11 protein-coding genes, 1 other RNA gene and 2 pseudogenes are annotated in these 16915 nt (G+C 42.6%); 11 read left to right on the forward strand and 3 right to left on the reverse strand.

Annotated features, from left to right (window positions below; translation table 11 throughout):
• Nucleotides 1–252 precede the first annotated feature (252 nt).
• On the forward strand, nucleotides 253–1482 hold the full coding sequence (locus tag PJIAN_RS10345) for a PLP-dependent transferase (RefSeq protein WP_068704768.1): 1230 nt from the start codon (nucleotides 253–255) through the stop codon (nucleotides 1480–1482).
• Between the two features lie 65 nt (nucleotides 1483–1547).
• Here the strand turns inward: PJIAN_RS10345 and rnpB are convergent.
• An RNA gene (gene rnpB / locus PJIAN_RS10350) (RNase P RNA component class A) lies at nucleotides 1548–1909 on the reverse strand.
• A gap of 615 nt (nucleotides 1910–2524) precedes the next feature.
• Between rnpB and PJIAN_RS10360 the strand changes: the two genes are divergently transcribed.
• From PJIAN_RS10360 to PJIAN_RS10405, 10 genes and pseudogenes are all read left to right on the forward strand, one after another.
• Nucleotides 2525–4009 (forward strand): Do family serine endopeptidase, encoded by a 1485-nt coding sequence (locus tag PJIAN_RS10360; RefSeq protein ID WP_068704772.1) that lies wholly within the window; start codon nucleotides 2525–2527, stop codon nucleotides 4007–4009.
• 218 nt (nucleotides 4010–4227) lie between these two features.
• Complete coding sequence (locus PJIAN_RS10365) at nucleotides 4228–5088, forward strand: sigma-70 family RNA polymerase sigma factor (protein ID WP_068704774.1); 861 nt, start codon at nucleotides 4228–4230, stop codon at nucleotides 5086–5088.
• 245 nt (nucleotides 5089–5333) lie between these two features.
• Nucleotides 5334–6908, forward strand: coding sequence for a putative hexosyltransferase (locus PJIAN_RS10370; protein WP_068704776.1), 1575 nt, complete (start codon nucleotides 5334–5336; stop codon nucleotides 6906–6908).
• A gap of 177 nt (nucleotides 6909–7085) precedes the next feature.
• Nucleotides 7086–7706, forward strand: coding sequence for a TetR/AcrR family transcriptional regulator (locus tag PJIAN_RS10375; RefSeq protein ID WP_068704778.1), 621 nt, complete (start codon nucleotides 7086–7088; stop codon nucleotides 7704–7706).
• Between the two features lie 25 nt (nucleotides 7707–7731).
• Nucleotides 7732–8988 carry a TolC family protein gene (locus PJIAN_RS10380; RefSeq protein ID WP_068704779.1) on the forward strand — a complete coding sequence of 419 codons (1257 nt, stop codon included), beginning with the start codon at nucleotides 7732–7734 and terminating at the stop codon, nucleotides 8986–8988.
• Between the two features lie 44 nt (nucleotides 8989–9032).
• Nucleotides 9033–9944, forward strand: a complete 912-nt coding sequence (locus PJIAN_RS10385) for an HlyD family secretion protein (RefSeq protein ID WP_068704781.1) — start codon at nucleotides 9033–9035, stop codon at nucleotides 9942–9944.
• Nucleotides 9945–10012: 68 nt separating this feature from the next.
• Nucleotides 10013–10690 (forward strand): annotated as a pseudogene (locus tag PJIAN_RS10390) (ABC transporter ATP-binding protein); the annotation flags it as partial.
• A gap of 256 nt (nucleotides 10691–10946) precedes the next feature.
• Nucleotides 10947–11678 (forward strand): annotated as a pseudogene (locus PJIAN_RS10395) (ABC transporter ATP-binding protein); the annotation flags it as partial.
• Nucleotides 11679–11701: 23 nt separating this feature from the next.
• Nucleotides 11702–12856: an ABC transporter permease gene (locus PJIAN_RS10400; RefSeq protein WP_068704783.1), complete on the forward strand. Its 1155-nt coding sequence runs from the start codon at nucleotides 11702–11704 to the stop codon at nucleotides 12854–12856.
• A gap of 5 nt (nucleotides 12857–12861) precedes the next feature.
• Complete coding sequence (locus tag PJIAN_RS10405; protein WP_068704785.1) at nucleotides 12862–13974, forward strand: ABC transporter permease; 1113 nt, start codon at nucleotides 12862–12864, stop codon at nucleotides 13972–13974.
• A 115-nt stretch (nucleotides 13975–14089) separates the two neighbouring features.
• On the opposite strand, the gene PJIAN_RS10410 is transcribed toward PJIAN_RS10405, so the two are convergent.
• Both PJIAN_RS10410 and PJIAN_RS10415 read right to left on the reverse strand, forming a co-directional pair.
• The gene (locus tag PJIAN_RS10410; protein ID WP_068704787.1) at nucleotides 14090–14407 is read right to left on the reverse strand and encodes a hypothetical protein; all 318 of its coding nucleotides are present in this window, start codon (nucleotides 14405–14407) and stop codon (nucleotides 14090–14092) included.
• Between the two features lie 604 nt (nucleotides 14408–15011).
• On the reverse strand, nucleotides 15012–16805 hold the full coding sequence (locus PJIAN_RS10415) for a MutS-related protein (protein ID WP_068704789.1): 1794 nt from the start codon (nucleotides 16803–16805) through the stop codon (nucleotides 15012–15014).
• Between the last annotated feature and the right edge of the window lie 110 nt (nucleotides 16806–16915).

The following is a 16915-nucleotide window of genomic DNA, read 5'->3' on the forward strand; positions in this document are numbered from 1 at the left end:
AATAAGGATTTGCAAAATTACAATAGTGCTGCATAGGTCATAAATATAACCATAATGTAAAACAAAAGTACAAAAAAATAGGAGAAAACAGACCTATGTGTTAGCAATCATCATAAGTCGGGCGTGAAAATGAAGCTGATTTTGAATAGTCACGGAAATCTTGCAACTTTGTATTCGTAAATAACAAAAACATTTCGCGCCTGTTTTTATGCTCTGTTGTTTAGAAACATCCTGCTTATAAGATTATTAAAGATGTCGGAAAATATTACTACTAAGATTTTGGAGACTTCATTTGCGAAAAATGATCTCAATAATCCGCTTTCAATGCCCGTGTACAATACTGCTGCCTATGAATTTGCTACGGCAGAAGAAATGGAGGCCGCATTTATCGGAAAATCGGCTTTTCATACTTACACCCGCATTTCGAACCCAACAGTTGAGTTTTTTGAAAAACGGGTACAACAAGCATCCGGAGCAATGGGTGTAACCGCCGTGTCTTCGGGGATGGCAGCTATCTCGAATGTTTTTATGACATTAGCTTTTAGTGGGGCAAATATTGTTACTACCTCCCATTTGTTTGGTAATACGTTTTCTGTTTTACAGTTTACACTGGCAAACTTCGGAGTAGAGGTTCGCTTTTGTGATTTGTTGAACCTTGATGAGGTGGAAAAAAATATTGATGAGAATACGGCTCTTGTATTTACGGAAGTAATTACCAATCCCCATCTTGAAGTGGTCGATCTGAAAGCTCTCTCGGACTTAACCCGAAAAAAACAGGTTCCTTTGGTGGTTGATACTACCGTAGTTCCCTGGTGTGCATTCAAATCGCGCGATTTCGGAGCAAACATCGAAGTTGTTTCCAGTACCAAATATATTTCGGGCGGAGCTACCAGCATCGGAGGATTGATTCTCGATCATGGTAACTTTGACTGGAGCCACTCCAAAAGGCTGACTTTTGAAGCGAATAAATTCGGTTCGATGGCATTTCATGCTAAGTTAAGGGGCGAGATCTTCAGAAATTTCGGAGCCTGCATGTCGCCGCAAACTGCATACCAACAAACTTTAGGGCTTGAGACTATGGAGTTGCGCTTTAATCAAGCCGCAAATACTGGTCTGGAATTGGCGCAATGGCTGGAAACTCTGCCGGAAGTGAAAAAGGTTAGCCATAACAGTCTGGAAAGTAATCCATTTTATGCCATCAGTGCAATGCAGTTCGGTAAAGTGGGGACGGCGATGTTTACTTTTGAGCTGGCAGACAAGGCTGCATGTTATGCTTTTATGAATAAGCTGAAGCTGATACGTCGAGCTACCAATTTGTTCGACAATAAATCACTCATCATCCATCCGTTGTCTACCATCTATGGCACGTTCTCGCCGGAAATGAAAGAGAAGGTTGGTATTTCAGATACCTTGCTGCGTTTTTCTACGGGTTTGGAACATGTGGAAGATTTGAAATCTGATATTCTTCAGGCGCTGAGATAGAATAAAAACAGAACGGTTAAGCAAATCATTGCTTAACCGTTTTATTTTGAAAGTAGTTATACAGATAAAAAAGCAGGCCTGTAAGCCGGGTTCTGTATCCCGCCGAAACGGGATGCCTGTCATTTATCTGGGAAGATTGTCACCAATCAACTCTTGCGGCCTACCCTCCGGCTTGGGCGAGCAACCCTCAAGCGCCGGTATACATGGCCTTACAACCCATAAGACGTACGGCCGCCGATGTTGCCATCAGCGCCGGTGGGCTCTTACCCCACCTTTTCACCCTTACCACAAACGAGTCGTGGCGGTTATTTTCTGTTACGCTACTCTGCCCTCACGAACAGCTTCCCGTTAGGAAATATGGTGCTCTGCGTTGCCCGGACTTTCCTCTTCTCCGCACAAACGGAAAAGCGACAAGCCGGCCTGCTTTTGTGCAAAGGTACGGCAAAATCTGTCAGCTATCAAGCGATAATTTTTTGGACTCCGGCATTAAGCTTAAAAAGCTAGGCAAAAAAGTAATCGTAAATTTGCACAAGCTGCTAAGTCAGATTGGGAACGGCCTTGCCCGGTGAGCCAAAAAACAAGAAAGGGAGCGGGCAAAATCGCCCTTGTTCGAAGTTTCCGACGAAAGGAGGAAACAAGTTTGGGTGATTTCCGCTTCCGAACGCCAGTTTTTTGAGCGAAGCGGGCATAGCCTTGAGTTTTTTGCTTACTTTTTGTTTCAAGACAAAAAGTAAGTCGGGGTTGTAGGGGTGGAAACCCCTTGCCAAATCCTTAGCTGTCAATGAGGGTGTTCGATATTGCCACTTTGTTAGCATCTGACAGTTTGAACTATCTAATAATCAAACTGATTTCTTTGATTTTAACATTTCGATATTTTGGTAGCAAATAACATTTAAGCGGACAATTTCAAATGTTAAATGAGGCAAAAGTCAACATAGTTTAGTAATTGCAGCGATACACATGTCGAAGTTTTTGCAGATATTTGTCAATGATTTTAAGTTAAAACAGAGTTGTTCAATCCTTTAATAAAACGATTATTGCTATGAAAATGAGATTAGTAAGTGTTATGTTTTTGTTGGCGGGGATGTTGGCGGTGAATGCGCAAAATGGAACTGCCAAAAAGAAAGAGATAATTGCCAATGGAGGTTTTATTCAAACTCCCATTACAAATGTTGCATATACTCCCACGCGGAGTGTTGCGGGTCTGCCAGATTTAACTGTGGCCGCAGAAAATTCGGTAAACGCGGTAGTTCACATCAAAGTGGAAACCAAGCAGAGAACCATGATGAGAGGAGATATGGATGACGATCCGTTTTTTAATTTCTTTTTCGGACCTAACGGTGGTGGTTCGCAACGTCAGCTTGAACCTCAGAAAGCATCAGGTTCGGGCGTAATTATTTCTACTGACGGTTACATCGTGACAAACAATCATGTGGTTAGTGAAGCGGATAATATTCAGGTTGTTTTGAATGACAAACGGACTTTTACAGCAACAGTAATTGGTACCGATCCGAATACGGATATTGCGCTTCTGAAGATAGAGGCCAAGGATCTGCCTACTCTTGTCTTTGGAAACTCGGATGACCTGAAGCTTGGAGAATGGGTGTTGGCTATCGGCAATCCGTTTAACCTTACCTCGACAGTGACAGCCGGTATTGTGAGTGCAAAAGCCCGTAATATCAATATTATTTCCTCAAAAACACCTATTGAATCATTTATTCAGACCGATGCTGCCATCAATCCGGGCAACAGTGGAGGTGCTTTGGTAAACACAAAAGGAGAGTTGATTGGTATAAATACAGCTATCGCGTCTCAAACAGGAAGCTATGCCGGTTATGGTTTTGCTGTTCCGGTAAGTATCGTGAGCAAAGTGGTGGCTGATATCAAACAATACGGTGCAGTACAACGTGCGCTGATGGGTGTTCAGATCAGAGATATTGATGACGACTTTGCAAAAGAAAAGAAAATTAAAGTGCTTGACGGTGTCTATGTTGCAGAAGTAAACGACCTTAGCGCTGCAAAAGATGCGGGAATTAAGGAAGGTGATATTATTACAAAGATAAACGGGGTTGCCGTAAAATCATCTGCTGAATTGCAGGAACAGGTAGGTCGTCATCGTCCGGGCGACAAGATTGATGTCTCTTTTGTTCGCGAAGGCAAAGATAAAACCGTGGCAGTGACATTGAAAAACCAGCAAGGTGATACAAAGGTTGTGAAGAATAAGGGCATGGAAGTGCTTGGCGCATCACTCGAAGAGGTGGGTGACGATTTGAAGCAGAAGTTGCGTATTTCCGGTGGGGTGCAGGTTGTTGGCTTGCAGAAGAATAGCTTGTTATCAGAGGCCGGAGTTCAGAAAGGTTTTGTTATCATCAAGATCAACAATAAACCTATTCGGAAGGTCACTGATCTGGAAGGTGCCGTGAAAGCAAATAATTCTGCCGACGAACAGGACAGAGCTCTGTTTATTACAGGTATTTATCCTAACGGGAAGGTTGCTTATTACGCAATAGACCCAACAAAAGACTAATTAGGTAAAGAGCCGGGCCTGAACTGATTGAAAGGAACGCAAGTTCAGGTTCGGTTTTGCGGGAATGCGAAGGGTTGTTGTCTGACGATAAGGAAATTGTAAATAGATTTATATTTATTCACTTTGCGATTTATTGCAACAACTTTTAGCAAGAAAAATTTGCATTTGGCTCAAAAAATGAGTAAATTTGCAAGCTTATTTTTCCGTCATAAAAATCAATGAGACAACTAAAAATTACCAAATCGATTACGAATCGCGAGAGTGCTTCGTTGGACAAGTATCTGCAAGAAATTGGACGCGAAGAACTTATTACCGTTGAAGAAGAAGTCGATTTAGCTCAGCGTATCCGGAGAGGCGATCGCCGTGCTTTGGAGAAGCTGACTCGTGCTAACCTGCGTTTCGTCGTTTCAGTTGCAAAACAGTACCAGAATCAGGGGCTTAGTTTGCCCGACCTGATTAACGAAGGGAATCTTGGCTTGATTAAAGCTGCAGAAAAATTCGATGAAACACGTGGGTTCAAATTTATTTCTTATGCTGTATGGTGGATTCGTCAATCCATTTTGCAGGCATTAGCGGAACAATCGCGTATTGTACGCTTACCGCTGAACCAGGTAGGTTCACTCAACAAAATCAACAAAGCGTTTTCTCGTTTCGAACAGGAAAACGAACGTCGTCCATCGGCCGAAGAGTTGGCTGATCAGTTAGAAATCCCGGTTGAAAAAATTGCTGAAACTCTCAAGGTGTCCGGCCGTCATATTTCGGTGGATGCTCCTTTTGTGGAAGGTGAAGACAACAGCTTGCTGGATGTGCTCATCAATGAAGATGCGCCTCACGCCGACCGTGGTTTGATTAACGAATCTCTTTCGATGGAAATTGACAGAGCCCTCTCTACGCTTAGCGAACGGGAAGGTGAAATAATTAAAATGTTCTTCGGAATAGGACGTGCTGAAATGACTTTGGAAGAAATCGGCGATGAATTCGGGTTAACCCGTGAACGTGTTCGCCAGATTAAAGAAAAAGCCATTCGCAGATTGCGTTCAAATTCAAGAAGTAAACTTTTGAAAAGTTTCTTAGGCTAACCACAGACTGATTTTTTACATTGACAAACAAGAGAGTAATTAATTGTTTGTCGCACTTTAAAACGGCTTTCTCTTTTGAGAAGGTCGTTTTTTTTGTTACGTTACTGAATGAATTATTGGTTCAAATCTTATACATTCTTATTAACTTTGCATCTGCAATTGTTAACAGGATTCTGTTTAGTGTTTCTTGCTTGCAATTATCTGATTTATAACCAAAACCATAACCAATCTCAACTTTGCTTCTCATGGATGTATCGCTTCTTTTACAGTGGTTCAAAAAACACGGAGATTCATTGCTTGCATCTTTGGCCGGGTTTATAATCATTTATCTCTTTACGAAGCATGGAGGAATAGGCATTTCGCCCGATTCTATTGCTTATACCAGTACCGCCAGAAATCTTATTGCGGGTAAGGGCTTCTTTATTTTTGGCGGGCATCCGTTGGTGGACTTTCCAGTGCTTTATCCTCTTTTCCTCTCCTTTGTCATGTTTGTGACCGGCCTCGATGTTATCGCATGTGCCCCGGTTTTGAATGGCCTGATGTTCTCGGTCGTGATTTTTTTGAGCGGTGTAATCATGGAACGGTTTATTCGTCGTTCGAAATGGTACAAAGGAATTCTTTTGGTGGCTATTGCAACGAGCCCTTCGCTGATAGAGGTTTACTCAATGTTATGGTCCGAGACTCTTTTTATTATTTTGTCCCTGCTTTTCTTCTTTTCTCTGCATCGGTATTACCGAAATCATTCGTTGAGATCATTGCTGATGCCGGCGGTAGTTGCTGCAATCGCTTTTGATACCCGATATGCCGGGATTACCTTCGTGGCGGCGGGTGAGCTATTGTTGTTCCTTGATAAACAATTGAAATGGAAGCAAAAAGTAAAGCATCTGGTTACATTCGGAGTGATCGGCTGTTCGCTTGTTACCATTAATCTTATTCATAATGCATTTGCAACCGGTCTTGTAACCGGCAAAAGACAAAAAGGAATCACGCCTTTGTCAGACAATATTGCCTATTCCGGCAATGTGCTTTCCGACTGGACTTCGCTGTGGGGAAATAGCCATGTTTTCTTTGTCTTAGTAGGGCTGTTGGTTATTGCATTGTTCGTGTGGTTGTTTGTTAAGAATTTGAAGAAGAAGCAAGATTATCATTCGTATGAGAATATTGTGATCGCCTTTTTTATTGTTTATGTCGGGTTTATCATTCTTTCTTCGACAATTTCACGATATGAAAAAATAAACAACCGCTTGCTTTCTGCTGCATTTCTTCCTTTCTTATGGGGAATTACTTATAAGGTTCCGGCGTGGATCAGAGCACTGAAAAGGAAACGCCATAAGTGGGGCGTCGGGCTCATTTTTACGGTAATAGCGGTGGCGGTATGTTCAAACTATTATTCAATTAATGCGGAGAATTATTCGTTTATGCGCGAATCGGGTATTCCCGGTTATACCGAAGATTGTTGGCGGCAATCTCCAACGGTAACGTTTCTTCAGCGTAACCGTATTTACTTTAATGCTGATTCGGTTGTCTATTCCAATCATAATCAGGCGGTTTATTTTTATACCAACTACGCGGTGGATGCAGTCCCCGAAAGAGCGTATAAGAATGATGTGAAGATGTTTAAGGACGAATCGCCCATCGTGCTTATCTGGTTTTATACAGATCCTAATCCGGAAATTCTTTCCCTGAGAGATATAAAAAAAAGCAAAAAACTGAAGGTGTTACACTCTTTTGATGACGGTACGATTTTCCTGTGTACCAATAAAGACACCACATCTACAGGTCCTCCAAAGATTAAAACCTCTTTTACTCATTTTCGGTAACGAATTTTAGCCCTCAGTATTTATTTAATATTGAGGGCTTTATTTTGTTTGAGAATGTCTTGAATATTAAAAAATACTAATAAGTTGTTTGCGGTGTTGTTGTCTTTCTAAATCATATATACCTTTGCGCTTATTAATAGAGCTATTAAATTATAGTATTAAATAGAAGTATTAGCGATGACACAAGAACAGGAAGCAGGATTAGAACAAAAAATATTGGAAACAGCAGAACAGTTGTTTCTGGAAAAAGGTTTTGCCATGACATCGACCACTGAAATTGCAAAAAAGGCAGGTTGTAATCAGGCATTGGTGCACTACTATTTCAGGACTAAGGAAAACTTATTCCAGTCGATTTTTGAGCAAAAGATAAAACTGGTTGTTGCGACCTATCAGGAAAGAGAAGCTCCGGGCCTTTCATTCGAAGAGAAATTGAAGATAAAGATTGAATCTCACTTTGAACTGATACGGGCGAACCCTCGTCTTCCATTTTTGGTAATGAATGAATTTACTACCAACCCGGATAGAATAGAGGCTTTTAAGAAGAAATTATCGGCTCTTCCCAATACGGCATTCCGACAGTTTGAAGAAGAATTGCAGGAAGAGATCAAAGCCGGGAGAATACGTGAAACAACGGTTATGGACGTGATTTTTAATGTTGTGTCGTTAAATGCAATGCTATTTCTGGCAGGCAATATTTTCAAATCGGTTGCCCAACTGGATGATAAGCAGTATGAACAAATGATAGAGCACCGCAAGCAGGAACACGTAAAGGTAATCCTCTCAAGCCTCAGACCATAAATAATCAATTATAGCATACTATATTATGAAGCAGAAATTTATCTTAATTGCAGGTTTAATCTGGGGAGCTTTTCAGCCGGTAATGGCTCAGCTTACGATAGAGAGTTGCCAGCAGAAAGCCAAGGAAAACTATCCGCTTATCAAGCAATATGATCTCATTCGGCAGACAGAAGAATATTCGCTTTCGAATGCAAACAAAGGATATTTACCTCAGTTTTCGTTGTCGGGAAAGGCAACCTATCAATCGGAGGTAACCCAATTGCCGATAAAGCTTCCGGGAATTACGGTGTCAAGTATGAGTAAGGATCAGTATCAGGCAACGGCTGAATTGAACCAACTGATATGGGACGGAGGTGTAATCAAATCCCAGAAAAATATTACCAAAGCATCATCGTCGGTGGATGCGCAAAAAAATGAGGTCGACCTCTATGCGTTGACTGATCGTGTCAACCAATTGTTCTTCGGTGTACTATCGCTTAACGAACAATTGGTGCAGAATGATTTGCTTCAAAAAGAATTGCAGACCAATTGCGAGAAAATTTCGGCCTATATGCAAGGAGGTATCGGAAATCAGGCAGATCTCGATGCAATAAGGGTAGAACAGCTCAAAGCAAAACAGAGAAGAACAGAAATGGCAGCTACTCAAAAGTCGTTTTGCGATATGCTGGCAGCTTTTATCGGAGAGCCGGTTACGAAACCCAATACGTTGATTAAACCGGAGAAAAACATGGTGGCCGATACCAATAACCGTCCGGAATTAAAACTGTTTGATGCTCAGAATTCTCTCTTCGATTCCCAAATCAGCTCGGTTAAAGCGGGCAATATGCCAAAACTCAACATGTTTGTGCAGGGTGGTGTCGGCCGGCCCGGATTGAATATGCTTAACAATGATTTCGCTCCGTTTTATATCGGGGGTGTTCGTCTTTCGTGGAATTTCGGGGGCTTCTACACGCAGAAAAATAACCTGCGAAAAATTGAGCTGAATAAACATAGCGTCAATGTCCAAAAAGAGACGTTCTTATTCAATAGTCAACTGAAGGCGATACAGCAGAAAAATGAGATAGCCAGAATTGGGGCCGTTATTACAGACGATGACGAAATTATCAGGCTGAGAACCAATATTAAAAATGCGTCGCAGGCAAAAGTTCTGAACGGTACCTTGTCTGTGAGTGATTTAATTCGAGATGTCAACGCAGAAAGTCAGGCGAAGCAGGATAAAGCGCTTCACGAAATACAACTCCTGCAGGCTATTTACAATCTGAAAGAAACAACTAATAACTAAGCGTATATTTTGCTTTTGAAATAAACAATAGAAAATAGAATAATATGGAAACTAAGAAGTTACTCTACATTCTTGTTGCAGCGAGTTCTTTGGCAACGGGACTCACATCGTGTCATGGCTCTAAAATTCAATCGGATGCTTCAGGAACGTTTGAGGCTACAGAAGTGATTGTTTCATCCGAAGCCAACGGAAAGATTCTCTCTTTCGCTGCGGAAGAAGGCAGCACTCTGGAAGCCGGTCAGGTTATCGGCACAATTGATAGCACCCAGCTTTACCTGAAGAAAAAACAGTTACTCGCAAGTGTGCAGGCCGTACAAAGCCGCCGCCCGGAAATCAGCAAACAGATAGCGTCACTCCAGCAGCAAATTGCAACGCAGAAAACAGAAAAGCACCGTTTTGAAAATCTGGTAAAGGCAGGCGCTGCAAATCAAAAACAGCTTGACGATATTAATTCAGGACTGGCTGTGCTGGAAAAACAGCTGGTTGCGCAACAGTCGTCGCTTTCCACTTCCGATCGAGGAATGATTGAAGATGCGGCTGCATTCAGGGCACAGATAGACCAGCTGAACGACCAGCTTGCAAAGTGCCGTGTTGTGAATCCTCTTTCAGGCACAGTGCTTACCAAATATGTGGAATCGAATGAAGTTACAGCTCAGGGCAAGCCTCTCTATAAAATAGCAGACACGGGTAATATGAAATTGCGTGCTTATGTAACAAATGGGCAGCTGTCAGAAATTAAACTGGGTCAGGTTGTGAAAGTTTATATTGATAAAGGGGATAACGACACCAAAGAATATTCCGGCAAGATTGAGTGGATTTCCGACAAAGCAGAATTTACACCCAAAACCATCCAGACAAAAGACGAGCGCGCAAATCTGGTGTATGCCGTAAAGATTGCCGTAAAAAACGACGGCCTGATTAAAATAGGAATGTACGGCGAAGTGAAATTCAACTAATTTGAAAATTTGAAGAGATTGAATTTTTCAAATTGATCTTTATGTCTTTACAAAACAATATACAAGCAATGATTCCTGTTCAGTGTCGATCGTTGAATAAAACCTATAAGAAGATACCCGCGTTGCAGGATGTCAGCTTTGAGGTTAATCCCGGGGAGCTCTTCGGTATTATCGGACCTGACGGAGCTGGAAAAACTACCTTGTTCCGCATTCTTACCACTCTTTTATTGCCGGCAAGTGGTTCTGCAACGGTGGATGGTTACGATGTGGTGAAGGACTACAAAGAAATTCGCAAGCGGGTAGGGTATATGCCGGGTCGGTTTTCTCTGTATCAGGATTTGAGCGTGGAAGAGAACCTTACTTTTTTTGCTTCTGTGTTCAATACCACCATTGAAGAGAATTACGACCTCATTAAGGACATCTATTGCCAGATTGAACCTTTTAAAAAACGCCGTGCCGGAGCATTGTCGGGCGGAATGAAGCAGAAACTGGCGTTAAGCTGTGCTTTGATTCACAGGCCATCGGTTTTATTTCTCGACGAACCGACTACAGGCGTCGACCCGGTATCCCGAAAAGAATTTTGGGAGATATTGAAGAAACTGAAGCAGGAAGGTATTACGATTCTTGTTTCGACACCTTACATGGATGAAGCGAGTCTTTGCGATCGTATCGCGCTCATTAATAATGGAAAAATACTCAAAATAGACACTCCTGAAAATATCACCAATCAGTTTGGTAAAATTCTGTGGACGTTGCAAAGTCGCAATATGCACACCCTTTTGATCGATTTGAGGGAGCATCCGGCAATTGGTAGCTGTTTTGCATTTGGTGATACACATCATGTTACAATTACGAATGAACAATTAAAGATGGATGATCTAAAAGCATATCTTGAAGGCAAAGGCCACGTTGACATTGTGATCAGACCTGCCGGGGCGACCATTGAAGATTGTTTTATGGATCTGCTGAAATAAAAATATTATGATAGACCAATCAATCAACGTGATTCAAGTCGACAATCTGGTGAAGCGGTTTGGCCATTTCACAGCAGTTGATCATATTACTTTTGATGTGAAACAAGGCGAAATATTTGGTTTCCTTGGGGCTAACGGAGCCGGTAAAACTACAGCCATGCGGATGCTCTGCGGACTGAGTAAACCCACCGAGGGTCATGGACGTGTGGCTGGCTTTGATATTGACCGTGAGGTAGAAAAGGTGAAAGCCAGTATCGGCTACATGAGCCAGAAGTTTTCGCTCTACAACGACCTGAAAGTATGGGAAAATATTCGCTTGTTTGCCGGTATTTACGGGATGCGCGATAAAGAGATTGCACAGAAGACGGATGCTTTATTACAGCGCCTCAATTTTACCTCCGAACGGAATACCCTGGTAAAAGAGCTTCCGCTTGGATGGAAACAGAAACTGGCTTTTTCGGTTTCTATATTTCATCAGCCGAAAGTTGTTTTTCTTGACGAACCCACAGGGGGCGTCGATCCGGTGACACGCCGCCAGTTTTGGGAGCTGATTTACGAAGCAACATCAGAGGGTATAACTGTTTTTGTAACAACGCACTATATGGATGAGGCGGAATATTGCAACCGTGTTTCCATAATGGTTGACGGTCAAATAAAGGCGCTTGATACCCCCGGTAATCTGAAACGGCAGTTTGAAGCTGATACTATGGATAGCGTTTTTCACCGGTTAGCCCGCAATGCCACGAGAAGCGATAATTAGCAATTAACAAAGAATAGTGAATAATGAATGCACTAAAAAACATATTCCAACCCATTCAGCGATTAATTAACCGAAGCGTTTTCCTTGTCTTTGTCAGGAAGGAATTCTACCATATTTTTCGTGACAAGCGAACAATGCTCATATTGCTGGGAATGCCTATCATTCAACTTATTCTGTTTGGTTTTGCTATTACCAACGAAGTGAAAAATGCCAAAGTTGTAGTGCTCGATCCTTCGAATGATGTTGCAACCCGGCGAATTGTCAATCAAATTGATGCAAGTCAGTACTTTACCGTTGTGCGCTATGTGAAAAGCCAACAGGAGCTGACACATGCTTTTCAGGATGGAAATATCAGTATGGCCGTCGTATTTGACGAACGGTTCAACGAGAACCTGCTCCATACCGGCAAAGCCCAGTTGCAATTGCTGACTGATGCTACCGATCCCAATATGGCTACGCAGTTGGTACAATATGCATCCTCCATTATTGGCGACTATCAGCAGGAGTTGATGGAGCAAAACAAGGTTCCGTATCAGATTCAACCGGAGGTAAAGTTGCTTTATAACCCTCAGATGAAAGCGGCCTACAACTTTGTGCCGGGAGTGTTGGGAATGATTCTGATGCTGATTTGTGCCATGATGACCTCAATTGCCATTGTGCGCGAAAAAGAGATGGGAACAATGGAGATTCTACTGGTGTCGCCCATGAAACCAATTTATATTATTCTGGCCAAGGCCGTTCCGTATTTCACTTTGTCGGCCATCAATCTTATCACAGTGTTATTGCTGGCGGTTTTCGTTCTTAATGTGCCGGTTGCCGGAAGTCTTATCTGGTTGTTTGTCGTGTCGCTGCTATTCATATTTGTCTCGCTTTCCATCGGGTTACTGGTGTCCACACTGGTGAGTTCTCAAATGGCTGCTATGCTGGCATCTGCTATGGGATTGATGCTGCCGGTTATCCTTTTGTCGGGGATGATTTACCCGATTGAAAATATGCCTGCGATCTTGCAAGGTATTTCCAATATAATACCGGCACGATGGTATATTTCGGCAGTAAAAGGCCTGATGATTAAAGGGGTGGGGATTGCCGCCGTGGGCAAAGAGGTGACAGTGCTTTTTGTTATGGTAGTCGTCCTGATCACTGTCAGCATGAAGAAGTTTAAAATCAGATTAGAATAATTGATATGCTACGTTTTTTAATCGAAAAAGAGTTCAAACAATTGTTGCGCAATCCCTTTTTGCCACGTATGATTGTGATGTTTCCCGTCATGGTTTTGCTGGTGTTTCCCTGGGCGGCCAACTTTGAAATCAGCAATATTAATCTCAGTATTGTCGATCACGATCATAGTAGTTTTTCTCAACGATTGACGCAGAAGATCGTTTCTTCGGGTTATTTCCGACTGACGGATGTTTCGCCCGGATATGATCAGGCATTAAAGAGTGTTGAAAAGAACAATGCCGACGTGGTTTTGGAAATACCTCCGCGGTTTGAAAAGGAACTGGAGCGGGATCAGCATGCCAAGCTGCTGGTGGCTGCCAATACGGTGAATGGAACGAAGGGCGGTCTGAGTACCGGTTATCTGGCCAATATCATCAATGGATTTGCATCCGATTTGCGCAAGGAATCGGGTCAAATAAGCAGGGCTTCAATTACTCCGACGATTGATATAGTTCCATACTATCGCTTCAATCCCAATCTCAACTACAAGGTGTTTATGGTTCCGGCACTGATGGTGATGGTGCTTACTATGTTGTGCGGTTTTATGCCGGCTCTCAATATTGTAAATGAAAAGGAAGCCGGAACCATGGAGCAGATCAACGTGACACCGGTTCCGAAGTTTACATTTATTGTCGCCAAGTTGTTGCCCTTCTGGATTATAGGCTCGTTGGTGATTACGGTGAGTTTTGGGGTGGCATGGCTCGTGTACGGACTGGTACCCGCCGGGCATTTCAGCACTATTTACCTTTTTGCAGCCATTTATGTGTTGGGCATCTCAGGATTCGGTCTGGTAATTTCCAACTATTCCGACACGATCCAACAAGCCATGTTTGTGATGTATTTCTTTATCATGGTGCTCATTATGCTGAGCGGATTATTTACTCCTGTTAGCAGTATGCCACAGTGGGCACAAACCATTACGGTATTTAACTCGTTGAAGTATTTTATGCAGGTAATGCGGCTTGTTTATCTGAAAGGAAGTGGTATTGCAGATATGTTGCCTCAGTTGGGCGCGCTTGTCGGTTTTGCTCTTGCCTTTAATACCTGGGCCGTATTAAGCTATAAAAAGAAGAATTGACCGGAGACGCGATTTTCGTTGAACATAGCTTGTGCCCCTTGAATTCAATCAGGAAATTTAAAACAATAAAGGAGTTGCGAAAGCAGCTCCTTTGTCGTTTTGTGTAAGAAAAACATTACTCAATTTCGTTCCATTCATTTTCTTCGTCACGCAGAAGGATGGCGTTGAAAATCAATTGTAATAGCAGCGTGAGAGGAACAAAGAACAGTGTGTTTATAAGAAAATAGCCGACTAAATGATGGTCTATTAACGGACAGGAAGTGCTAACCTCCAGCATGTTCTCAGCTAATACCAGCAAGGCCGGGTATAAGAAGATCAGGATACCGGTACCATAAAAGGTATATTCCCGGAGCGAATAATTCACATTGCGACAAATCATTGTCATTGCAAAAGGTACCAAAACATAGGGTAATTCAAGCAAAAAGGCATTCATACTCTTTTGTTATTCGATTAGAAAAATTAAAGGAACTCTCTTCTCGTTTGGCACATATTGAACGATGCTACTATAACGTTAACACCGCTCAATTATTATAGACATTAGACTCGCAAGGATAGAAAAAGTTTAAATGCAGAAAAAATATTAGTAGATATTTCTGTACGAAAGAAGTGGCAGCAAATGGAAGGGGAAAGTGAATCTGATAGATAGCATACAGGCGTGCTTATATCGCAGTCATTTTATAGCTCCGTCATTTAGGCCTTAGTTATAATGGTAAATGATTATTTATTAGGTATGTATTGGTATGATGGTTGGCGAAGCCAGACCCGAAGGGTAAACAAAAATTCCAAACCGACGGAAAGCTGTTTGAGTGAGTAGGCCAACTACAGAAAATTGTAAACGAGGAAAAGTTTCATGGCTGAACGAACGAGTTCTTTTATGTGATATATGTTTATTTTTTAAGGACACATAGAACTCGTGCCTCGTTTCCGTCACTGTTTTTGCTTACTTTTTGCGTCAAAAAGTAAGGCCTGCCGCAGGCAAAGAACAAATTTGTTTTTATGAAGTTATCTTCAATCTTTAATAATATAATCTCTAATTATCAGTCTATTATTTCCATTTTCTTCATCAGGAAAGAAGCGTTGAGCTTTTTACTGATGCCGTCCTTCAGCTTGTAATCAAAGAACAGCTGATCGTCCGTCAATTCCACTTCAAAACAATGGTTTGAAACGTAATCCGGATACTTTTGCTCCATATTGCCGATTACCAGGTCGTGGGTGGCGATGATTACCATTGTGTTCAGACTGATGAGTTTATCCAGCAGCCCTAAAGAGCCCGTCTGTTTGTCTTTGGTGTTGGTGCCGCGCAGTATTTCGTCGAGGATGACCAGCGTGCGGGGATTTTGCTCCACCTGTTCAATGATCTCTTTCAGGCGAACGAGCTCGGCATAGAAATAGGATTCGTGATTTGCGAGCGAATCCTGTATTTTGATGCTCGACAGAATGTTGCAGGGAGTAAACTCAAACTGTTTTGCAGGCACCGGCGCTCCGTTCATTGCCAGTATAAGGTTGACGGCCACGGTGCGCAGAAAGGTGCTTTTGCCGGCCATATTTGCGCCGGTAATGATCACCACCGAAGGAGTGCCCGAAATGGTGATGGAGTTATTGACACGACCTGCGGGCGGCAGCAGGGGATGCCCCATGTCGGAGGCAATTATCCTGAACTCATCTTGCGTAATAGCCGGATAAACAGTCTGTTCGCCATTGTTGAAAGCAAAAGTTGCCAGACTTACTAATTTGTCGATTTCGGTCATCGTTGAGAACCAACCGTTAACGTCTTGCTTGTACTTTGCTTTCCAACGCAACAGCCGGTAGTAAACATGAATGTCGAATAAGAAGAAAGCGTTGAGTAATGCTGCCAGCAATACGTTGTCCCGAATGTCGAACAAGGCCAGAACACGAAAAAGGGAATTAAGTGCACTACTGGCTTTTTGTTCTTTGCCAAACAATGCTTTTTGCAAGGTTTGGAGGTATTCCGATGCAAACTGTTCTTCCTCTATCAGACTGAACAAATGCTTAAATTTAGCGAAGGTTCCGGATATGTTTTCCAGTTGAGAATGTGCCTTGATAATACGTTTGCTTTGCTTGCCCACAACCAGTATCGAAACAAAAAGAGGAAAGCCTAACGAAGCCCAGGTAAGGATATTGAGCGCTGCAAGGGTCGTCCATACGATGTTGATGAATGCCAGCACGGTTGCGGTTCGTACCACGCCTGAATAGCTCTCATCCGGTTCGGCCAGCCACGATTGCAAAGCATTGGCTTCGTGTCCGTTTTCTTTATACGATTTGCCGTTTGCCTGAAAGTCCTGTATGAAATTGTTCTTTTGACAGAGTTCCCCGATGGCCGCCTGCTTGCGGAGTATATCAGCAGCATCGGTGTTTTGGGTACAAAGCGCTTTTGCCAATGCCGCTTTACCGCCACGGGTCGAACTTCTGTTGATATATTGATAAAGCGATCCTGTTCCGAAAAGGTCAAAATCGTTTGCCAGAAAAGGATTGATGGTAGCAAATTCGCTGCCGGTTTCCCTTTGCTGATAGTTATGATCCAGAAAGAGCAGTTCGTCTTTGTTCACCTGCACCTTATGTGTGAGGAACGTGATTTTGTCTTCGAGGCGGAGGTTGCGGTTGACGAGAATGGTAAATGCCACCAGAGAAAAAAGCGAAGCAATAATGGCCGGGGCGAGGTGACCGGCGGTAAAGAAAAGTATCAGAAAGCCCGCAAATCCCACAAAGGCAATAAGACGAGCCCATGATAACAGTCGGCTTTTTTTCTTCAGGAGTGCGAGGTCGTTTTCAAGAGAGACAATCCTCTCCGAGTAGTAAGTATGTGGATTCATTGCAAATGCGCGTTATTGTTTTTAGGTCTGCAAATAAACAAATAATTGTTGAGAAATGAATATGGAACGCAAATGACGCAAATCCACGCAAAAAATCTAAAAGACATGAA

Source organism: Paludibacter jiangxiensis (genome assembly GCF_001618385.1).
Classification (GTDB): Bacteria; Bacteroidota; Bacteroidia; order Bacteroidales; family Paludibacteraceae; genus Microbacter; species Microbacter jiangxiensis.

Bases quoted from the DNA above. Each gene is read 5' to 3' on its own strand.
- PJIAN_RS10415 (WP_068704789.1), bottom strand. From the start codon at position 16,805: ATGAATCCACATACTTACTACTCGGAGAGGATTGTCTCTCTTGAAAAC.
- PJIAN_RS10385 (WP_068704781.1), top strand. From the start codon at position 9,033: ATGGAAACTAAGAAGTTACTCTACATTCTTGTTGCAGCGAGTTCTTTG.
- PJIAN_RS10365 (WP_068704774.1), top strand. From the start codon at position 4,228: ATGAGACAACTAAAAATTACCAAATCGATTACGAATCGCGAGAGTGCT.
- PJIAN_RS10410 (WP_068704787.1), bottom strand. From the start codon at position 14,407: ATGAATGCCTTTTTGCTTGAATTACCCTATGTTTTGGTACCTTTTGCA.
- PJIAN_RS10405 (WP_068704785.1), top strand. From the start codon at position 12,862: ATGCTACGTTTTTTAATCGAAAAAGAGTTCAAACAATTGTTGCGCAAT.
- PJIAN_RS10375 (WP_068704778.1), top strand. From the start codon at position 7,086: ATGACACAAGAACAGGAAGCAGGATTAGAACAAAAAATATTGGAAACA.
- PJIAN_RS10360 (WP_068704772.1), top strand. From the start codon at position 2,525: ATGAAAATGAGATTAGTAAGTGTTATGTTTTTGTTGGCGGGGATGTTG.
- PJIAN_RS10370 (WP_068704776.1), top strand. From the start codon at position 5,334: ATGGATGTATCGCTTCTTTTACAGTGGTTCAAAAAACACGGAGATTCA.
- PJIAN_RS10400 (WP_068704783.1), top strand. From the start codon at position 11,702: ATGAATGCACTAAAAAACATATTCCAACCCATTCAGCGATTAATTAAC.
- PJIAN_RS10345 (WP_068704768.1), top strand. From the start codon at position 253: ATGTCGGAAAATATTACTACTAAGATTTTGGAGACTTCATTTGCGAAA.
- PJIAN_RS10380 (WP_068704779.1), top strand. From the start codon at position 7,732: ATGAAGCAGAAATTTATCTTAATTGCAGGTTTAATCTGGGGAGCTTTT.